This window comes from Ruficoccus amylovorans, from assembly GCF_014230085.1.
GTDB lineage: Bacteria > Verrucomicrobiota > Verrucomicrobiia > Opitutales > Cerasicoccaceae > Ruficoccus > Ruficoccus amylovorans.
Genome location: NZ_JACHVB010000012.1, coordinates 286791 through 305786, shown reverse-complemented (window position 1 = coordinate 305786; position 18996 = coordinate 286791). Strand labels below are relative to the sequence as shown.

The window sequence follows — 18996 nt, the reverse complement described above, 5'->3', positions numbered from 1 at the left end:
GATTAAACGCCGGACATTTGTCACCGGATATAATCCGACACCGTGCAAGCTTGCACGGGAGGCGATAGTGGTTTCTTTTCTACTTTTTCAGCGGAATGCCCAGGGTCAAGCGTAGCAGTATCGAAAATCTCCGTCAGCGGGTCAGCCTTCTTGAGGTGGTCGCCCCGTACACGCAGATGAAGCGCGCCGGAGCCCAGTATCGCGGTCTCAGCCCGTTTAACCCGGAAAAAACGCCTTCCTTCTACGTCCACCCGGAGAAAAACGTCTTCATGGACTACTCCTCGGGCAACGCCGGGGACCTGTTCCGGTTCGTGCAGTTGAAGGAGAACCTGGAGTTCGGCGAGGCGATCGAGTTGCTGGCCGAGCGTTTCAGCGTCCCGCTGGAGTACGAGGACGACGGCCAGCCCCGCGAACGCCTCTCCCTGCGCAAGGAACTGCTCGGCATCCACGAAGCCGCCACCGACTACTACCACCGGTGCTTCCAGGCCGAGCACGCCGACTCCACCGCCATGCGCGAGTACTGGACCGGCAAGCGCCGCTTCCCCCTGAAACTGGCGGACGAGTTCCAGATCGGCTTCGCTCCCTCCAACGGCGGCAAGCTGCTCGATGTTTTGCACAAAAAGGGCTTCTCCGGCGAGGCCATCGCCCAGTGCGGGCTCTTTTACGTCAACGACCATGACACCGCCGCCCGCGCCGCCCGCCCGCGCTTCCGGGGGCGGCTGATGATCCCCATCCGCGACGTGCAGGGGCGCGTCATCGCCTTTACCGCCCGCCAGACCGACCTCACCCCGCAGGACGACCCTTCGCGCGAGGCCAAGTACATCAACTCCCCCGAAACTCCTCTTTTTAAAAAGAGCGACGTGCTCTTCGGACTGGAGCGGGCGCGCCAGCACGTCGGCGACGGCCAGAGCCTGATCCTGGTCGAGGGCCAGCTCGACTGCCTGCGCTGCGTGGAAAAAGGCATTCTCAACGCCGTGGCCCCACAGGGCACGGCCATCACCGAGCACCAGCTCGCCCTCCTGCGCCGCTACACCTCGCGGGCCGAAGTCCTGCTCGACGGCGACAGCGCCGGGCAAAAGGCCGCCCTGCGCATGCTCCCGCTCGCCCTCAAGGCCGGGCTGGACGTACGCTTCCTGCGCCTGCCCGCCGGGAGCGACCCGGACGAGTTGCTGGCCGAGGGCGGCGCCGAGGCCCTGGAAGCCCTTCGCGCCGAGTCCCTGAGCTGGATCGACTTCGCCACCGGGGTGCTCGTCCCTCCCACGGTCGAACCCGGCAGCCCCGAGGAACGCCGGGGGCTGGACGAGATTTTCGGCACCATCGCCCAGAGCGAGAGCGAGGTCATCCGCGAGCAGGCCCTGGCCGGACTCGCCATCCGCCTGAGCCGGGTGGACCGCCTGGCGCTTCACCGCGACTTCGAGCGGTTCATCAGCGGGCAGGCCCGCCCGGCCGCCCCCGAGCCGTCGGATAGTTTACCCCGATTATCTTCGGAGGCATTGACAACGGCTGAATCACAGCTATTGTTAATCGCTTTGCATAGTGAGAGCTTGGCTCGATCCATTGCCAATGCCGTTGACCACCAGTGGGTTAACGACAAGACGCCGGAGGGAGCCCTGTTTCGAAAACTTTTAATCGAGTTCCAGAATGATGCCTGGAGCGGTCTTGATGATTTTATTGAACTGCTTGAGTCCGACGAAGAAAGAAATTATCTTTACGCCCTGCTCAACCGGGACGTGTCACTCAAAGAGCCCGAACAGCAGGTTCTTGAGCCTGTCGGTGCGCTCTACCGCCGCCACCTGGCGCAACTTCAAAAGGAGCTGGATCTCAAGCTGATGAACACCCCTCCGGAAAACGCCGAGGCCATCCGCGGCCTTCACCGCCAGCGGATCGAACTGCGCAAGCTGTTAAGGCAGCCGCCCGTTGTCCGATTCTAAACGCTTTCCCCCTGTAACAATCCGTCCGTCCGATCATGTCGAAAAAAACCTCCGAAGCCGCCGCCGAGCCGAAAAAGAAGCCTTCTGAAAAGGCCCAGGCACGTCTCAATGATAAAATCCGGGTGCTCATTCGCCAGTCGAAGGAGCAGGGCTACCTCACCGTGCAGGACATCAACCGCGTCCTGCCCGAGAGCGTCAACAACCCCGAGGAAATCGAGAACGTCATCTCCATCCTCGAAAACCTGGAAATCGACATCCTCGACTCCGAAGAAGTCGAAGCCTACAAGCAACGCGTCGAAAACGAGGAAGAGGCCCAGTCCAAGACGGCCAGCATGGACATCCTCGACGATCCGGTACGCATGTACCTCAAGCAAATGGGCCAGGTGCCCTTGCTGACCCGCGAGCAGGAAGTCTCCATCTCCAAGCGGATTGAAAAGGCCGAGCAGAAGGCCGCCGATGTGCTCTTTTCCGTCGGGCTGACAACGATTTACCAGATCGACCTGGCCAAGAAGCTCCTCGACCGCGAAGAGCGCTTTGACCGCGTGGTCCTCGACAAGAAGATCGAGAGTCGCGAAAACTATTTCAAGAGCCTGCCCAAGCAGATCGAGCTGGCCGAAGCCGTCGAGGCCAAGTGCGAACGCGCCTGGGCCGACATCCAGAAGCACGACGACGACTCCTCCAACGAGAAGCGTGCCAAGACCCGCCTCTCCAAGCACGAGTCCGCCCTCAAGCCCATCTTCCGTAAGTTCTGCTTCAAGCTGAAGGTCTTTGAAGAATTCCTGGACAACCTCTCGCCCACCCTGCGCGAGATCGAGGATCACCTGGAGCACCTCAAGCTGGCCAACAAGGTCAAGTCCAGCCGCCACCGCAAGCACGACCCCGAGACCATCCGCAAGCGTCTGGAGGACATCAAGCAGATGTACCGCATCGAGCCGGAGGAACTCCTCAACCTCGTGCGCGAAGTGCGCAAGAACATGCGTGAGGCCCACCGCGCCAAGACCGAGATGGTCGAGAGCAACCTGCGCCTCGTCATTTCCATCGCCAAGAAGTACACCAACCGCGGCCTCTCCTTCCTCGACCTCATTCAGGAGGGCAACATGGGCCTGATGAAGGCGGTGGAAAAGTTCGAGTACCGCCGCGGCTACAAGTTCTCCACCTACGCCACCTGGTGGATCCGCCAGGCCATCACCCGCTCCATCGCCGACCAGGCCCGCACCATCCGCATCCCGGTCCACATGATCGAGACCTTGAACAAGGTCATGCAGGTGCAAAAGCAACTCCTCCAGGAGCTCGGCCACGAGCCCACCCCCGAGGAAGTCGCCATCGAGATGGACCTCCCGGTCGAGCGCGTGCAGGCCATCATGAAGATGGCCCAGCAACCGATTTCCCTCCAAAGCCCCGTCGGCGACTCCGACGACACCAACTTCGGTGACTTCATCGAGGACAAGGGCGCGGAGAACCCCTACGACATGACCGCCTACTCGCTCCTGCGCGAGAAGATCATGGACGTGCTCGACTCCCTCACCGAGCGCGAACGCCGCGTCCTCTCCCTGCGCTTCGGCCTGCAGGACGGCTACAGCCGCACACTGGAGGAAGTGGGCCGCCAGTTCAAGGTCACCCGCGAGCGTATCCGCCAGATCGAGGCCAAGGCCCTGCGCAAGATGCGTCACCCGACCCGTATCCGCCAGCTTCACGGCTTCTTCGAGGGCGAAATCGACACCTCCGGCCCCGGCTTCGACAACTTCCGCCGCCCCGGAGAATAACCCTTCCAACTTTGCGCCAGCCTGCCCCATGCGCGGGATCAAAACAGCCCTCTTCCTGCTGACCGCCTCTTCCCTGGTAGTCACGGATGTCTGGGCCGCGCCCCGGCAGGCCAAGCCGCCCATTTCCCAGCAGCGCAAGCCCGTCCAACTCGACGACGAGAGAGACGAGGCTCCTGCTGGCGGCGATGTTGATTCCATCCCCGGCGTCACGCTGGGCGGTGTCACTACGACGGCGACCGCGTCCGGCGCCTCGCCCCGCAGCGCGGGAGCAGCCAATGCCGGCGGACAGAGCGGAGCCTCCGCGGGCGCTGGCAACGCCGCCGCCATCCCCGGCCTGCCGCCCGGCGTCACCATGACCACCGGCTACACTACCCAGATCAAGGGTGACTACATTGACAGCTCGGCCACCGGCGAGCCCTTTGCGCTGCCTTCGGACAATGGTCCGCAGCCGGACATCGTGGTGCAGGCCGTGCGCGTCGATGCCGACGGCAACCCGCTGGAGCCGCCAACCACCTTTCCCGAGCCCGTGAGCGCGTTTACGGATGCGGACGCGTCCTCGACACCTACACCGCCTACCCCGGCATTTGACCCCGCCCCGGCGCAAGCAACTCCTCCCCAGAAAGAATCCGGCGGCTTTTTCAGTTTTCTGTTCGGCTCGGATGAGGACGAAGAACCCCAGAAGACTGCCGAGGAACCGACCCCCGAAACGGACAATCCTGCGTCCTCGCGTAACCTGCGCGTCGGCGAACTGGTCAGCGTGGACAAGGAGCGGGGCTTCGGCGTGGTCTGGCTCGACAGCCGCTACATGGCGTTTTTCGGGGACGAGCTACTGCTGGCCCGCGGTGACGACCTTGCCGTGACCGGCGCCTACCAGATGACGCTCATGCGCAATGGCAAGGCGGTCGGATTAACCCAAATCGTCGGCGATCCGCAGCCCGGCAACGAGATCATTTACCCCGGCCCGCAGTACACGGATTTTGTCAACGAACTGTACAGTTCGGGCCAACTCTCGCCCAGCACCCGGCAAGTCTCCCCGTAAAACACGGATTTGGAGTTGTTTTGCGCCCCGAGTAGCCCTATTTTTCACTCACAAACGATTCCCATGAATTCAATCAACGCTCTCGCCTTTATCCAAAACCTGGGCTGGCAGGAAATCCTGCTCATTCTCATCATTATCCTGCTGCTCTTCGGGGCCAAGCGCCTGCCCGAATTGGCCAAGGGCCTGGGCAAATCGATGAAGGAATTCAAAAAGGCCACGCAGGAAGCTGAAAGCACCTTTAAGCAAGCCCTCGAAGAAGAGGACAACAAGCAACAATCCGCCCGCCGCGAAAATCCGGCTCCGCGCCCGGTTGAAACACCCAAGGCCCCCGAATCTTCGGAGACCACCAGTTCCGAAACCACCCAGCGCTAGCAGAACCGGCTGACTGAAACCCAGCTCAGGCTGTCCCGGACAGTCGCCATGAACCGCCTCGAAAAACCTTTTCGCCTGACGAAAGAGTTTTTTATCGCCTGGCTCGTGCTGGCTCTCCCGACTCTTTGGCTGGTACGCCCCTGGGACTGGGAACTCCCGCTGTATTCGCGGCTGGCGGGGATGGTGTTCCTGCCCTTCGCGGTCACCATCGTCTTTTACTGTCCTGCCCTCTTTATCTTGTGGGCGCTTGGCGACGGCCCACAGGGCAGACGGGTGCTACTGACCTTTCTCATCGTCATGGTCGCGGCGGGTGTCACGACTGCCGTGCTCGCCGTCAACGGCACCTTCGACTCGTTCTCCCAGAGTTGGAATTTACTCGTGGCCGAAATCGTCTTGCTCATTCTTTACCTGCGCCTGACCCGGTTTAAATGACCAGCCTGAGAAAGCCTTAAAAACTCCAAAACCTCCTCTTGGAATCCCCCGCCACCGCACGGGGTAGCGCCCTTTTTGGGCGCGTAGGGGCGAAGCCCCTCATTGCCAGCGGGGGCACCCCGTCAGCCGCCGGCGAAGACGACGCGGTAACCGCGTTGTTCGAGTTCGGCGGCGACGGCTTCGCGCTGGTCGCCCTGGATTTCGATGGTCTTGCCCTTGACCGCCCCGCCAGTGCCGCAGCGGGTTTTCAGGGTTTTCACGAGCGAGTCCAGCTCCTGCGGGCCAGTGTGGAGCAGGCCCTCGCCCGCGCACAAGGTCACGGTCTTGCCACCGCGCCCGGCCTTGACCCGCTTGATGTCCACCCGCCCGCGCTTTTTCGGCGCAGCCGGGGCCGGAACGGGCTTCGAGACCGGCGCGGGCGCGGGTTGCGCCTGCGGCAGCCCCGCCGCCGAGAGGCCGCCAAAGGGGTTGTCCGCGTTCAGGGCCTGCCCGCCGTCGGTCGAGAGTTTTTCTTTTTTGGCCATGATGGAGAAAGTTCCGAAGTTCGCCGGTGGCCGCAACCCAGAATTAACCGCCCCCGCCCCGCGAAAACCAAACGCCCCTATGACTTGGGCGAACACGTGCCGCGCGGCGCCTGCTTGCCTTCGTTGAGCCAGGCCCAGGCCTTTTCGTAGCTGCGATTTTCCAGGTAGTGGGCCAGGTCGCCGGGGAGCTCGCGCTTGTTTTCGCGCAGCAGGCCGTCCAATGCGAGGACCGCCGCCGCCACATTTTGCTTATACACGATAATCGATTCGAGATTCTGATAAATACTATCTCTCAGGCTCATAGAAAACTAACGGAAATACTTGTCACAGCCTCAAGGTCAACGTATATCCTAACAATTGGGCTGCAAATACCCTAACGAGATGAAAAACCTCACCTTCGCCAACCGCTGGAACGCGGACTTGATCGACCAATATTATCAACGCTGGCTCGAAAACCCCGACGGGCTTGACCAGGAATGGCGCGCTTTCTTTGAAGGCTTCGAACTGGCGCAGCAGGTCGCCCTCAAGGGCGGGGCCTCTCCCCTGCCCGCTGCCGCCGGCGACACCGACCCGATCACGCAGTCGCGCGTCATTGGCGCGATCTACGCCTACCGCTCCATCGGGCACACGGAAGGCCGCTTCAACCCGCTCCAGGCCCGCGTGCTGGAAAACCCGCGCCTGAAGCTCGACCGCCTCGGTCTCGAAAGTATCGACCCGGAAAAGACTTTCCACACCGGCAACTACCTGGGCGGTGTGTTCATGAGCGTGCCGCAGCTGCTGCAGCGCCTCAAGCGCACCTACTGCGGCCACATCGGCTGCGAGTATATCCACATCCAGGAGACTCCGAAACGCCGCTGGCTCCAGGCCCGCATCGAGCCCAGCGACAACCAGCCCGATTTCAAGGCCGACCAGAAAATCCGCATCCTGCGCAAGGTCATGGAGGCCGAGCAGTTCGAGCGTTTCCTGCACACCCGCTATGTCGGGCAGAAGCGCTTCTCCCTCGAAGGGGCTGAGACCCTTATCGCCGCGCTCGACGTGCTGATCGAGAAGTGCCCCCTCATGGGCGTCGAGGAAATCGTCATGGGCATGGCCCACCGCGGCCGTCTCAACGTGCTGGCCAACATTTTAGGCAAATCCTACGAGTACATCTTCCGCGAGTTTTCTGAGAACTACATCCCCGACACCATCCACGGTGACGGCGATGTGAAGTACCACCTCGGCTTCGAGTGCACCCACAAGACCTCGACTGGCAAGGAAGTCGATCTGCGCCTGGCTGCCAACCCGAGCCACCTGGAGGCCGTTGACCCCGTGGTCGAGGGCAAGACCCGCGCCCGCCAGCGCATCCGCGGGGACTGGGACCGCAAGCGCGTGCTGCCCTTCCTCGTGCACGGCGACGCCGCCTTTGCCGGGCAGGGCGTGGTCATGGAGACGCTCAACCTCTCCCGCCTCAAGGGCTACCTCACCGGCGGCACGATCCACTTCGTCATCAACAACCAGATCGGCTTCACCACGGACCCGCGCGAGTCGCGCTCCAGCCGCTACTGCACCGACATCGCCAAGATGATCGAGGTGCCGATCTTCCACGTCAACGGGGACGACCCGCTCGCCGTCGCCCATGTCATGGACATCGCCCTGGAGTACCGGCAGCAGTTCGGCGACGACGTCGTGATCGACATGTACTGCTACCGCAAGCACGGCCACAACGAGTCCGACGAGCCGGGCTTCACCCAGCCGGGGCTTTACAAGCAGATTTCCCAGCACCCGGCCATCAGCCAGATTTTGCGCGAGCGCCTGGTCAAGGAAAAGGCCCTCACGGACGAGCAGGCCAACGACTTGACCAAGGAGTTCCAGCAGGCGCTCAACGACTCCTTCTTCCGCGTCAAAAAGGAGGAAGAAGAAAAGAGTACCAAGAAGAAAAAAACCTTCGAGGAGGCCTCCGCGATCAAGCAACCGGCCTACAACTTCGAGCCGGTCAAGACCGCCGTGACCAAGGGCGTGCTCACCCGCGTGGCCGAAACCCTCACCGCCATCCCGCCGAACTTCAAGCCCAACAGCAAGATCGCCCGTCAGGTCGAGACCAAGTGGGCCAACTTCCAGAAGGGCGGCGGCATCGACTGGGCTTTCGCCGAGCAGCTCTCCTGGGGCACGCTTCTGCTGGAAGGCACCCCGGTACGCATCTCCGGACAGGACAGCGAACGCGGCACCTTCAGCCAGCGCCACGCCGCCTTCTACGATGTGGAAACGCGCGTGCGCTACGTCCCCCTGCTCAACCTCGACCCCGACCAGGCCACCTTCTGCGTCCACAACTCCTCGCTCTCCGAGGCGGCTATCCTCGGCTTCGACTTCGGCTACTCGCTCGACTACCCCGACATGCTCGCCATGTGGGAGGCGCAGTTCGGCGACTTCAGCAACGGGGCGCAGACGCACTTTGACCAGTTCATCACCTCCAGCGAGTCCAAGTGGGGCCGCGTCTCCGGGCTGGTCATGCTCCTGCCGCACGGCTACGAGGGCCAGGGCCCCGAGCACTCCTCGGCCCGCCTTGAGCGCTACCTGCAGGCCTGCGCCGAGGACAACATCCAGGTCTGCATGATGACCACCCCCGCGCAGTACTTCCACGTCCTGCGCCGCCAGATGAAGCGCTCCTTCAAGAAGCCGCTCGTCATCATGGCCCCCAAAAGCCTCCTGCGCTACAAGGACTGCGTCTCCAGTGTAGAGGACATCACCAAGGGCCGCTTCCACGAGATCCTCGACGACGAACGCCCCGTCCAGAAGACCGAACGCATCGTCTTCTGCTCGGGCAAGGTTTACTACGACCTCATCAACCACCGCGCCGAAAACAAGATCACCAACACCACCATCATCCGCGTCGAGCAGCTCTACCCGATGAACGAGGAGCGCCTCGCGGAAATCCTCGACAAGTACAAGGGCTACAAGCACCTCGTCTGGTGTCAGGAGGAACCGCAGAACATGGGCGCGTGGACGCACATGTACCCGTACCTGCTCAAGGCCGCCGGACAGGCCCCGGTCTTCGCCGGACGCCAGGCCGCCGCCAGCCCCGCCCCCGGCTCGCTCTACCAGCACCGGATGGAGCAGCAGGCCCTCGTCGAAGAGGCATTCACCCTGTGAGATGTCCGAGCAACCGATCCGGAAACTGCTCTTTGTGTGTAGCATGAACAAGTGCCGCAGCCTGACCGCCGAAAAAATGCTTCAGCGCTCCGACTGCTATCAGGTACGTTCACGCGGCACGGCAAAGGGTGCCCGGATTCGGTTGACCGATCAGGACATCGGCTGGGCCGACGCCATCTTCACGATGGAGAAAAAACACACCGAACTGATCCGCACACGTTTCCGCACCAGCGGCAAGCCGCTGACCACGCTTTTCATCAAAGACATTTACCAACCCATGGAGCCCGCGCTTCAGGATGTGCTCCGCACCAAACTCGCGGCACACATCTTGTTGCCAGAGGCTCCCGAATCATCTTTAGTCCGCTAACGCCATTTAATTTACCCTCTCATGGCCACCGAAGTCAAAGTTCCCTCCCTGGGCGAGTCGATCACCAGCGGTATCCTCGCCTCCTGGCACGTCAACGACGGCGATTATGTCGCCAAGGACCAGCTCCTCTACGAACTGGAAACCGACAAAATCACCTCGGAGGGCATGGCCGAAGCCGCCGGTGTCATTTCGCTGAAAGTCGCCGAGGGTGACGAAGTCGAGATCGGCGCGACCGTGGCCGAGATTGACGAGTCCGCGAAGAAGCCCGCCAGTGCGCCGGAAGCTGCTGAGCAAAAGGAGGAAGCCCCCGCCAAGACCGAGAGCAAGCCGGAGGAAAAGCCCGCCCCCGCCAAGGAGGAACCGGCCCCCGCCAGCGCCCCCTCGGGCAAGGCCAAGGACCTGCCGCCCTCACCCGCCGTGCGCCGCATCGCCTCTGAGACCGGCATCGACCCGGCTCAGGTCGAGGGCACCGGCAAGGATGGCCGAGTGACCAAGGGCGACATGCTTCGCGCCGAGACGCGTCCTGCGACCAAGCCCGCCGCCAGTGCTCCGGCTCCAGCTGCGAAGGCCCCGACATCCGCCGCCGGGCAGGAAGGCCGCGTCACCCGCAAGAAGATGTCCCCGCTGCGCAAGAAGATCGCCGAGCGCCTTGTGGCCGCCACCCAGGAAGCCGCGCTGCTGACCACCTTTAACGAGGTGGACATGAGCCGCGTCATGGGCCTGCGCAAGAAGCATCAGGACGCCTTTGTCGCCCAACACGGGATCAAGCTCGGGTTCATGTCGTTCTTTGTGAAGGCCGTGGTCCACGCGCTCCAGGCCGTCCCGCAGATCAATACCCAGCTCGACGGCGACGTGCTCCTGCAAAACCACTTCTACGATGTGGGCGTGGCCGTCGGCACAGAGAAGGGGCTGGTCGTCCCGGTCGTGCGCGACTGCGACAAAAAGAGCTTTGCCCAGATCGAGCAGGACATCGCCGACTACGCCCAGGCCGCCCGCAATGGCAAGCTCACCATCGACGACCTGCAAGGCGGCGTCTTCACCATTTCCAACGGCGGCATCTACGGCTCCATGCTCTCGACGCCGATTCTCAACATGCCTCAGAGCGGCATCCTCGGCCTGCACAATATCCAGCAGCGCGCCGTCGTCGTCAACGGCGAGATCGTCGCCCGCCCGATGATGTACCTCGCCATGAGCTACGACCACCGCGTGGTCGATGGCAAGGAGGCCGTCACCTTCCTGGTCAAGATCAAGGAAGCCATCGAAGACCCCGACCGCCTGCTCTTCGGGATTTAGGCCACAGGCCTGAATCCCGTGTTTGAGAGTTCAGGGTTTGAGAGTTTGAAAGTTAATCTTTCGCACGCTCAAACGCCCCTCCTCCCAACTCTCAAACTTTCAAACCGTCAAACTTTCAAACTTCTTATGGATTACGACCTCATCGTTATTGGCAGCGGCCCCGGCGGCTACGTCGCGGCTATCCGCGCGGCCCAGCTCGGGCTCAAGACAGCCCTGGTGGAAAAAGACCCCGTCCTCGGCGGCACCTGCCTGAATGTCGGCTGCATCCCGAGCAAGGCGCTCCTGCACTCGACCGAAATTTTGCACACCCTTGAGCACAACGCCGCCGCCAGCGGCATCAGCGCCAAGGAAATCAAGACCGACATCGCCACCCTGATGAAAAAGAAGGAGGCCGTCGTCAACCAACTCAACAACGGGGTCAAAACCCTCGTCACCAAGCGCAAGATCGACATCGTGCAGGGTAAGGCACGCCTCGGCGGCAATGACAACAAGATCATTGTCGAGACGGACAAAGGCGGCCAAACGCTTGAGAGCAAGCATGTTATTATCGCCACCGGCTCCGTCCCGGTCGAACTGCCGTTTATGAAGTTCGACGGCAAGACTGTGGTCAGCAGCACCGAGGCTATCGCCTTTGACAAGGTGCCCGAAAAGCTCGTCGTCGTCGGCGCGGGTGCCATCGGGCTGGAAATCGGTTCGGTCTGGGCACGCCTTGGAAGCGAAGTCACCGTGGTCGAACTGCTCCCGCAGATCGCCCCCACCTACGATAAGGACGTGTCCAAACTCGCCGAACGCCTCCTGACCAAGCAGGGGCTCAAGTTCTCGCTCGGGGCCAAGGTCACCGGCGTCAAGACCGACAAGGGCAAGTCCGTGCTCACCGCCGAAAAAGACGGCAAGCCGCTCGAATTCCCCGCCGACAAGATCCTCGTCGCCGTCGGCCGCAAGCCCTGCACCAGCGGACTTGACCTCGACAAGGCCGGGGTCGAACTCGACGACAAGGGCCGCATCAAGACCGACGAGCACTTCCGCACCACCGCGCAGGGGATTTACGCCATTGGCGACGTGATCGCCGGGCCCATGCTCGCCCACAAGGCTGAGGAGGAAGGCGTCGCCTGCGTCGAATTGATCGCGGGCAAGGCCGGACACGTCAACTACGACCTCGTCCCCGGCGTCGTCTACACCGAGCCGGAAATCGCCTCGGTCGGCCTGGGCGAAGACGCCGCCAAGGAAAAAGGTCTCAAGGTCAACATTGGGAAATTCCCCTTCATCGCCAACGGGCGCGCCATCGCCACCGATGCCACCGACGGCTTTGTCAAGGTCATCGCCGATGCCGAAACCGACCGCCTCCTGGGCGTACAGATCATCGGCCGCAACGCCTCTGAGCTGATCGCCACCGCCGTCGCCCACATGGAGTACTCCGGCAGCGCCGAGGACTGGGCCCGCACCATGCACGCCCACCCCACCCTCTCCGAGTCCATGAAAGAAGCCGCCATGGCCGTCTCCAAATCCTCCATCCACTCCCTCTAACGGACGGCGATGGTAAACGCGGGGCTACGCGCCCCGCGTTCCTGCTAGCAGAAGTATGGCGGGGTTGGGCCGTTGAAGTCGGGGGCGGCCTGTTCGATACGGACGACGGAGCGGATGCCGCCACGGCCTTTCCAGATGGTTTCGATGCGCAACCAGCGGGGCTGGAGTTCGGCGCAGAGGTCGTCCATGATCTTGTTGGTCACGGCCTCGAAGAAGATCCCCTTGTTGCGGTAATCGTGCAGGTAGAGCTTGTAGTCCTTGAGTTCGACGCAGAGCTTGTCCGGCACGTAGGTCAGCACGACGGTGCCGAAGTCCGGGTGCCCCGTCTTCGGGCAGACGGAGGTGAACTCTTCAGCGATGTGCTGGATGACATAATCGCGACCGGGATTCGGGTTTTCAAAGGTTTCCATACGCCTACCCAATAGCGTCCCGGCCCGGCCATACAACCCCGTTTCGCAAAAAATCGTCCGCCGGTGTCAGCTTTTTCCCTAAAGTGCGACTATATTACCATTATGTTTACCTTGGCATTGATAACGGTTGCGGTGTGCGTGGGAGCCACGATCCTGTTTTCATGCTGCCAGCAGGACATTCCGGAATAACAGGCCTGCAACGGCGTAAACACCGCATCCCCTGATCCAGCGAGCCCGGGCTTCATTCCCCGGGCTTTTTCATGCCCGGAAGCGGGCGTTTTCCGAGTAAATAACCCTTGTGGGGATTTTTTTCTTTTTAGAACGATAATAATTCTTTGTTTAATGGCCTTCAGTAGAACAACTTCTCTAATTGTAATGAAAATAATTCTCAATTTCGGTTGATTTCTGGAATCATTCCAATTTAGTAGTCGTGTTGCCATCCATGAAAATAAACACCACCGCCAAACGCGAACTGGAGGAAGCGCTGCTGACCAACGGCCTGCGCGCCACCCGCCAGCGTGAGCACGTCTACACTGTGCTCCTGACCGAGCGCGACCACCCGACCGCAGACGAGGTGTACGCCCGGGCCAAGCAAGGCATGCCGTCCATTTCGCTCGCCACCGTCTACAACTGCCTGGAAACCCTCGTCGAGTGCGACCTGATCAAAAAGCTCAACTACGAGCGCGAGCCCAGCCGCTTCTGTCCTAACGATGGCGAGCATGCGCATTTTCTGGACGAGGAGACCGGACGGGTATTCGATATCGATTTGCCTGAAAACTTCATGCGCGAGATCACGAACGTCCTCCCGCAGGGCTTTCAGGCGAAGAAATTCAAACTCAGTTTCACCGGCTACGCGCCCAAAAAAATCAACAGCGAGCGCGCCTCCTGAAGCCCCCCCGAAGCAGCAAACCGCCTTTTTATCCTTTAACAATTAGCCATTAACCCTTCAGCCATTTAAACATCATGTCACTGGATATCCGTAACCTGACCGTCAGCATCGGCGAAAAGCCGATCCTCAAGGAGTTCAACCTCACCGTCCCCAAGGGCGAAGTCCATGCCATCATGGGCCCGAACGGCACCGGTAAAAGCACGCTCGCCAAGGCGCTCGCCGGGCACGAGGACTACGACATCATCGGCGGCGAAGCCCTCCTCGACGGGACCAACATCGTCGGCATGGAGCCGGACGAAATCGCCCGCTCGGGCCTTTTTCTGGCCTTCCAGTACCCGGCGGAAATCCCCGGCGTGAGCATCGCCAACTTCATCCGCGCCGCCGTCCAGGCCCGTCTGCCCGAGGGTGAGAACCTCGTCGCCACGAAGTACTACAAGGAGCTGTACGCGGCCATGGACCAGCTCAAGATGGACCGCGCCTTTACCTCGCGCTCGGTCAACGACGGCTTCTCCGGCGGCGAAAAGAAGCGCTGCGAGATCCTCCAGATGATGATGCTCAAGCCCGAGTACGCGATCATGGACGAGACCGACTCCGGCCTCGACATCGACGCGCTGCGCATCGTCGCCGAAGGGGTCAACTCCATGCGCGGCCCAGACCGGGGCTTCCTCGTCATCACGCACTATCAGCGCCTGCTCGACTACATCGTGCCGGACGTCGTCCACGTCATGTACGACGGCAAGATCGTCAAGAGCGGCGACAAGACCCTCGCCCTCGAACTCGAGGAAAAGGGCTACGACTGGGTCAAGGAAGAGCTGGCCCCGGCGTCGGCCTAGGCCGACGCGCGGGACGTTTGAGAGTTTTTGGTTTGAGAGTTTGAGAGTTCAGCAGATGGCAAGCATCCGAACATTCGAGGAGATTCAAGCCTGGCAGAAAGCGCGCGAGCTTTCCCGTCTGGTCTATGCTCTTACGTCTGCGGAGCCTGTCAGCAGAGACTTCGCGCTCTGCGACCAAATCCGCAGAAGCAGCATCTCGGCCATGTCCAACATCGCCGAGGGTTTCGGGCGCAGCGGCAACCGCGAGTTTTTGCAGTTCCTCTACGTCGCTCGCGGCTCCCTGGCCGAAGTCAAAAGCCAACTCTACGTCATGCTCGATGCCGATTACATTAACCAGGTTCAGTTCGATAGCGTCTATGCAGTCGCCACCGAAGCCGAGGCGCTGCTCAGCGGTTTCATCGGCTACCTGTCGAAATCGGATATCAAGGGCATGAAATTCAAACCCACAGAACTGCGCGAACCAGAAACCGCCTTCACCCTCCCCTCCGCCTAACCAACTTTCAAACCCTCAAACTCTCAAACATTCAAACTTCCGCATGAACATCCAAGCCTACGCCGCGGCCGAACCGAAGGCCGATTTCAAGCCTTTTGAATACAAGGCCGCCGATCTCGGGCCGCACGAGGTGCTGGTCGCGGTCGAACACTGTGGCATCTGCCACAGCGATCTCTCCATGCTCGACAACGACTGGGGCATCACGACCTACCCCTTCGTCGGCGGGCATGAGATCGTCGGCACCGTGCTGTGGAAGGGCGACGACGTGCGCCACCTCCAACTCGGCCAAAAGGTCGGCGTGGGCTGGTCCTCCGGCTCGTGCATGCACTGCCGCGAGTGCATGAGCGGCCACCACAACCGCTGCTCCACCGTCGAGGCGACCATCGTCGGGCGGCACGGCGGCTTTGCCTCGCACGTTGTCTGCAAAAGCGAATGGGCCATCCCGATCCCGGCGGCGCTCGACGCTTCCAAGGTCGGCCCGATGTTCTGCGGCGGACTCACAGTCTTTAACCCGTTCATCGAGGCGGACATCCGCCCCACCCAGCGGGTCGGCGTGGTCGGTATCGGCGGACTCGGGCACCTGGCCCTCCAGTTCGCCCGCGCCTGGGGCTGCGAGGTGACGGCCTTCTCCGGCAGTCCGGCCAAGGAAGAGGAAGCCCGCTCGATGGGCGCGCACCACTTTGTCAATTCCCGCGACCCCAAGGCGCTGGAAAAAGTCCGGGGCTCGCTCGACATGGTGCTCGTCACCGTCAACGTCAACCTCGACTGGAACGCCTACATCAACACGCTGCGCCCGGCGGGCACGCTGTACTTCGTCGGCGCGGTGCCGCCGGTCGAGTTCGAGGTCATGCCCATGATCATGGGCGCGAAGCGCATCATGGCCTCCCCCACCGGCAGCCCCGCCACCGCGGCGGACATGCTGGAGTTCTGCGCCCGCCACAACATCGCACCCGTAACCGAACACTTCCCGATGGAGAAGATCAACGACGCCTTCGACCACCTGCGCAGCGGCAAGGCCCGCTACCGCATCGTCCTCGACCGCAACTGAGCCCGCGCCACGCTGTATTGAAAAACGGATACACGCCACAGCCCGTCCGGAACACTCAAACCTTCAAACCCTCAATTTTTTAAACTTATCATGAGCGACACCGCCACACCCGATATCAACATCGACCGCAGCAGGGGAGACTTCTCCTTTGCCGAAGACTACGCCTTCGACGCAGGCATCGGCCTCAGAGAAGACACCATTGACTACATTTCCAACGTCAAAAACGAAGACGCCTGGGTCCGGGAATTCCGCAAAAAGGCGCTCAAGATGTTTGAGGACAAGCCGCTGCCCACCCACTGGGCAACGAAGGACCTCGAGAACATCGTCTTTGACGACGTGCGCTACTACCTGGCCAAGGGCCAGAAGGCCAGCCGCTCGTGGGACGAGGTGCCCGACGACGTGAAGCAGACCTTCGAGCGCCTCGGCATCCCCGAGAGCGAGCGCAAGTTCCTCGCCGGGGTGGAAGCGCAGTTCGACTCCGAGGCCGTCTATTCGCGCATGAAGGAAGAGCTGGCCGAACTGGGCGTGATCTTCGTCGGCCCGCACGAGGGGCTGCACGAGTACCCCGAGATTTTCAAGAGGTGGTTCGGCAAAATCATCCCCAGCGGCGACAACAAATTCTCCGCGCTCAACAGCGCGTGCTTCTCCGGTGGCAGCTTCATCTACGTGCCCCCGGGCGTGAAGGTCGCCCAGCCGCTCCAGGCCTACTTCCGCATCAACGCCGAGAACTTCGGCCAGTTTGAGCGCACGCTCATCATCGCCGATGAGGGCAGCGAAATGACCTACATGGAGGGCTGTACCGCCCCGAGGTTTGACACCGCCACCCTGCACTCGGCCGTGGTCGAGCTGATCGCCCTGCCCGGCGCGAAAATCCAGTACATCACCGTGCAGAACTGGTCCAACAACGTCTTCAACCTCGTGACCAAGCGCGGCATGGCGATGGAAGAGGCCGAAGTGCGCTGGATCGACTGTAACATCGGCTCGCGCCTGACCATGAAGTACCCCGGCGTCGTGCTCAAGGGCCGCAAGGCCCGCGGCGAGGTGCTCTCCATCGCCCTAGCCAACGACGGTCAGCACCAGGACACCGGCGCGAAGATGGTCCACGCCGCCGACGAGACGACCTCGAACATCATTTCCAAGTCCATCAGCGTGGGCAAGGGCCGCTCCAGCTACCGCGGGCTGGTCCAGATACCCAAGCACCTGAAGGGCTGCAAAAACAACACCGAGTGCGACGCGCTGCTGATCAACACCAACAGCCGCACCGACACCTACCCGGCCATCAACGTCCGGGGCGATCACAACAGCGTCCAGCACGAGGCCAGCGTCTCCAAGGTCAGCGCCGAGCAGATCTTCTACATGCAGCAGCGCGGCATGAACGAGGGCGAGGCCATGAGCCTGGCCGTCAACGGCTTCGTCAACGACCTCGTGCGCGAGTTCCCGATGGAGTACTCCGTTGAGCTCAAGCGCCTCATCGACCTGGAAATGGAAGGCTCCGTCGGCTAAGGCCTCCGGCGCAGTTTGAGAGTCTCGGGTTTGAGAGTTTGAAAGTTAAACTTCCGAACTCCTGACGACGACCGCCCACCAACTCTCAAACTTTTAAACTCTCAAATTCTCAAACTTCTAGAAATGCCCACCTTAGACAAACCCGCTTTCGACACCGCGACTTTCGAGGCGCACCTGGCCGAATGGTCCGCTCTGCCCTGGTTGCAGGACATCAAGCGCAGCAACTGGGAAGCCTTCCAAACCCTCCCCATGCCCTCGCGCAAGGACGAGCGCTGGCGCTTCTCCGGCATCAAGAACATCGACCTGGACACCTTCCGCCCGGCCAGCGAATCCACCCCGGAGCAAAAGGAGGCCCTGCTGGCCCGGTCGAACCTCGTCACCAAGGGGGCCGGACGGCTCGTTTTCGCGGATAACCGCGTGACCGCCTTTGACCCGGCGGCGCAGGAACTGCTCGACAAGGGCGTCGTCTGGATGCCCCTCAGCCAGGCCTTCAAGGAGCACCCCGAGCTCGTGCAGAAGTACTTCCTGGCCGAGGACCAGAAGCTCGGTTCGGACAAGCTCCTCGCCCTGCACAACGCCTTTTTCCAGGACGGCGCGTTTCTCTACGTGCCCAAGGGCGTCGAGATCAAGGACCCGCTCTGCGCCTACTACTGGTGCGGCGACTGCGAGGAGGCCGTCTTCCCGCACACCCTGCTCGTGGCCGAGGACAACGCCAAGGTGGACTTCGTCGATTACTACGGCTCGGCCAAGGAAACGGCCTGCTGCCCGTCGCTGTCCATCGCCACCGGGACCATTCACGCCGGGTCGGGCGCTCAGGTCTTCCGGAAAATCGTCCAGAACCTCTCCCCCACCGCGCAGTCGTTCCAGGTCGAGGCCAACGCCGCCGGACGCGACGCCAGCGTCAAGACCATCGCCGTCAACCTCGGCGCCACCTACGCCCGCCTGGAGAACCAGACCCGCGTCGCCGGGCCGGGAGCGGACGTGAAGATGTATTCGCTCACCGTGGCCACTGGCGAGCAGGAGTTTGACCAGCGCACGCTCCAGACGCACGCCGCCCCCCACGCCACCAGCGACCTGCTTTACAAGAACGCCCTCATGGACGACGCCCGCACGATCTTCTCGGGCATGATCCTAGTCGAGCCGGACGCCCAGCAGACCGACGCCTACCAGACCAACCGCAACCTGCTGCTCTCCCCCACCGCCGAGGCCTGTTCGCTGCCCGGCCTGGAGATCGAGGCCAACGACGTCAAGTGCTCCCACGGTGCCACTACCGGCGAGATCGATTCCGACCAACTTTATTACCTGCGCGCGCGCGGCATCCCGAAAAAGATCGCCGAGCAGTTGCTCGTTTTCGGCTTTTTCGAGGAAATCATCGAAAAGATCGACAACGAGGAACTCAAAGATAACCTGAGGAACCTCGTACAATCGAAATTCCAGGAATCCGAGTAA

General features: G+C 61.7%; 19 protein-coding genes. 15 read left to right on the top strand and 4 right to left on the bottom strand.

Features of this window, described 5'->3' with window-relative positions; all coding sequences use genetic code 11:
- Nucleotides 1–95 precede the first annotated feature (95 nt).
- The 5 genes from dnaG to H5P28_RS02335 all read left to right on the top strand — a co-directional run bounded on the left by dnaG (nucleotide 96) and on the right by H5P28_RS02335 (nucleotide 5537).
- Complete coding sequence (gene dnaG, locus H5P28_RS02355) at nucleotides 96–1931, top strand: DNA primase (RefSeq protein ID WP_185674091.1); 1836 nt, start codon at nucleotides 96–98, stop codon at nucleotides 1929–1931.
- A 35-nt stretch (nucleotides 1932–1966) separates the two neighbouring features.
- A complete protein-coding gene (rpoD, locus tag H5P28_RS19980) occupies nucleotides 1967–3694 on the top strand; it encodes an RNA polymerase sigma factor RpoD (RefSeq protein WP_185674090.1) in 1728 nt (575 codons plus the stop codon).
- A 28-nt stretch (nucleotides 3695–3722) separates the two neighbouring features.
- Complete coding sequence (locus tag H5P28_RS02345) at nucleotides 3723–4733, top strand: hypothetical protein (protein ID WP_185674089.1); 1011 nt, start codon at nucleotides 3723–3725, stop codon at nucleotides 4731–4733.
- Nucleotides 4734–4823: 90 nt separating this feature from the next.
- Complete coding sequence (locus tag H5P28_RS19855; RefSeq protein ID WP_185674253.1) at nucleotides 4824–5105, top strand: Sec-independent protein translocase subunit TatA/TatB; 282 nt, start codon at nucleotides 4824–4826, stop codon at nucleotides 5103–5105.
- 48 nt (nucleotides 5106–5153) lie between these two features.
- Nucleotides 5154–5537 carry a hypothetical protein gene (locus tag H5P28_RS02335; RefSeq protein WP_185674088.1) on the top strand — a complete coding sequence of 128 codons (384 nt, stop codon included), beginning with the start codon at nucleotides 5154–5156 and terminating at the stop codon, nucleotides 5535–5537.
- 122 nt (nucleotides 5538–5659) lie between these two features.
- On the opposite strand, the gene H5P28_RS02330 is transcribed toward H5P28_RS02335, so the two are convergent.
- On the bottom strand, nucleotides 5660–6061 hold the full coding sequence (locus H5P28_RS02330; RefSeq protein WP_185674087.1) for a translation initiation factor: 402 nt from the start codon (nucleotides 6059–6061) through the stop codon (nucleotides 5660–5662).
- A gap of 77 nt (nucleotides 6062–6138) precedes the next feature.
- Nucleotides 6139–6363, bottom strand: coding sequence for a hypothetical protein (locus tag H5P28_RS02325; protein ID WP_185674086.1), 225 nt, complete (start codon nucleotides 6361–6363; stop codon nucleotides 6139–6141).
- Nucleotides 6364–6442: 79 nt separating this feature from the next.
- Here H5P28_RS02325 and H5P28_RS02320 point away from each other — a divergent pair, with 79 nt between their 5' ends.
- The 4 genes from H5P28_RS02320 to lpdA all read left to right on the top strand — a co-directional run bounded on the left by H5P28_RS02320 (nucleotide 6443) and on the right by lpdA (nucleotide 12371).
- On the top strand, nucleotides 6443–9187 hold the full coding sequence (locus H5P28_RS02320; protein ID WP_185674085.1) for a 2-oxoglutarate dehydrogenase E1 component: 2745 nt from the start codon (nucleotides 6443–6445) through the stop codon (nucleotides 9185–9187).
- 1 nt (nucleotide 9188) lies between these two features.
- A complete protein-coding gene (locus tag H5P28_RS02315) occupies nucleotides 9189–9554 on the top strand; it encodes a protein tyrosine phosphatase (RefSeq protein ID WP_185674084.1) in 366 nt (121 codons plus the stop codon).
- A 21-nt stretch (nucleotides 9555–9575) separates the two neighbouring features.
- Nucleotides 9576–10847, top strand: coding sequence for a 2-oxoglutarate dehydrogenase complex dihydrolipoyllysine-residue succinyltransferase (gene odhB, locus H5P28_RS02310; protein WP_185674083.1), 1272 nt, complete (start codon nucleotides 9576–9578; stop codon nucleotides 10845–10847).
- Nucleotides 10848–10973: 126 nt separating this feature from the next.
- Nucleotides 10974–12371, top strand: coding sequence for a dihydrolipoyl dehydrogenase (gene lpdA / locus H5P28_RS02305; RefSeq protein WP_185674082.1), 1398 nt, complete (start codon nucleotides 10974–10976; stop codon nucleotides 12369–12371).
- A gap of 44 nt (nucleotides 12372–12415) precedes the next feature.
- Here lpdA and queF read toward each other — a convergent pair whose 3' ends face one another.
- Nucleotides 12416–12781 carry a preQ(1) synthase gene (queF, locus tag H5P28_RS02300; protein WP_185674081.1) on the bottom strand — a complete coding sequence of 122 codons (366 nt, stop codon included), beginning with the start codon at nucleotides 12779–12781 and terminating at the stop codon, nucleotides 12416–12418.
- Nucleotides 12782–12870: 89 nt separating this feature from the next.
- Complete coding sequence (locus H5P28_RS02295; RefSeq protein ID WP_185674080.1) at nucleotides 12871–13221, bottom strand: hypothetical protein; 351 nt, start codon at nucleotides 13219–13221, stop codon at nucleotides 12871–12873.
- Nucleotides 13222–13223: 2 nt separating this feature from the next.
- Here H5P28_RS02295 and H5P28_RS02290 point away from each other — a divergent pair, with 2 nt between their 5' ends.
- The 6 genes from H5P28_RS02290 (at nucleotide 13224) to sufD (ending at nucleotide 18996) form a co-directional block, all read left to right on the top strand.
- The gene (locus tag H5P28_RS02290; protein WP_185674079.1) at nucleotides 13224–13670 is read left to right on the top strand and encodes a Fur family transcriptional regulator; all 447 of its coding nucleotides are present in this window, start codon (nucleotides 13224–13226) and stop codon (nucleotides 13668–13670) included.
- Nucleotides 13671–13744: 74 nt separating this feature from the next.
- On the top strand, nucleotides 13745–14503 hold the full coding sequence (gene sufC / locus H5P28_RS02285; protein ID WP_185674078.1) for a Fe-S cluster assembly ATPase SufC: 759 nt from the start codon (nucleotides 13745–13747) through the stop codon (nucleotides 14501–14503).
- Nucleotides 14504–14558: 55 nt separating this feature from the next.
- Nucleotides 14559–14996, top strand: coding sequence for a four helix bundle protein (locus H5P28_RS02280; protein ID WP_185674077.1), 438 nt, complete (start codon nucleotides 14559–14561; stop codon nucleotides 14994–14996).
- A gap of 43 nt (nucleotides 14997–15039) precedes the next feature.
- A complete protein-coding gene (gene ahr, locus H5P28_RS02275; protein ID WP_185674076.1) occupies nucleotides 15040–16044 on the top strand; it encodes an NADPH-dependent aldehyde reductase Ahr in 1005 nt (334 codons plus the stop codon).
- A 90-nt stretch (nucleotides 16045–16134) separates the two neighbouring features.
- Nucleotides 16135–17547: a Fe-S cluster assembly protein SufB gene (gene sufB, locus H5P28_RS02270; RefSeq protein ID WP_185674075.1), complete on the top strand. Its 1413-nt coding sequence runs from the start codon at nucleotides 16135–16137 to the stop codon at nucleotides 17545–17547.
- A 123-nt stretch (nucleotides 17548–17670) separates the two neighbouring features.
- A complete protein-coding gene (sufD, locus tag H5P28_RS02265) occupies nucleotides 17671–18996 on the top strand; it encodes a Fe-S cluster assembly protein SufD (RefSeq protein ID WP_185674074.1) in 1326 nt (441 codons plus the stop codon).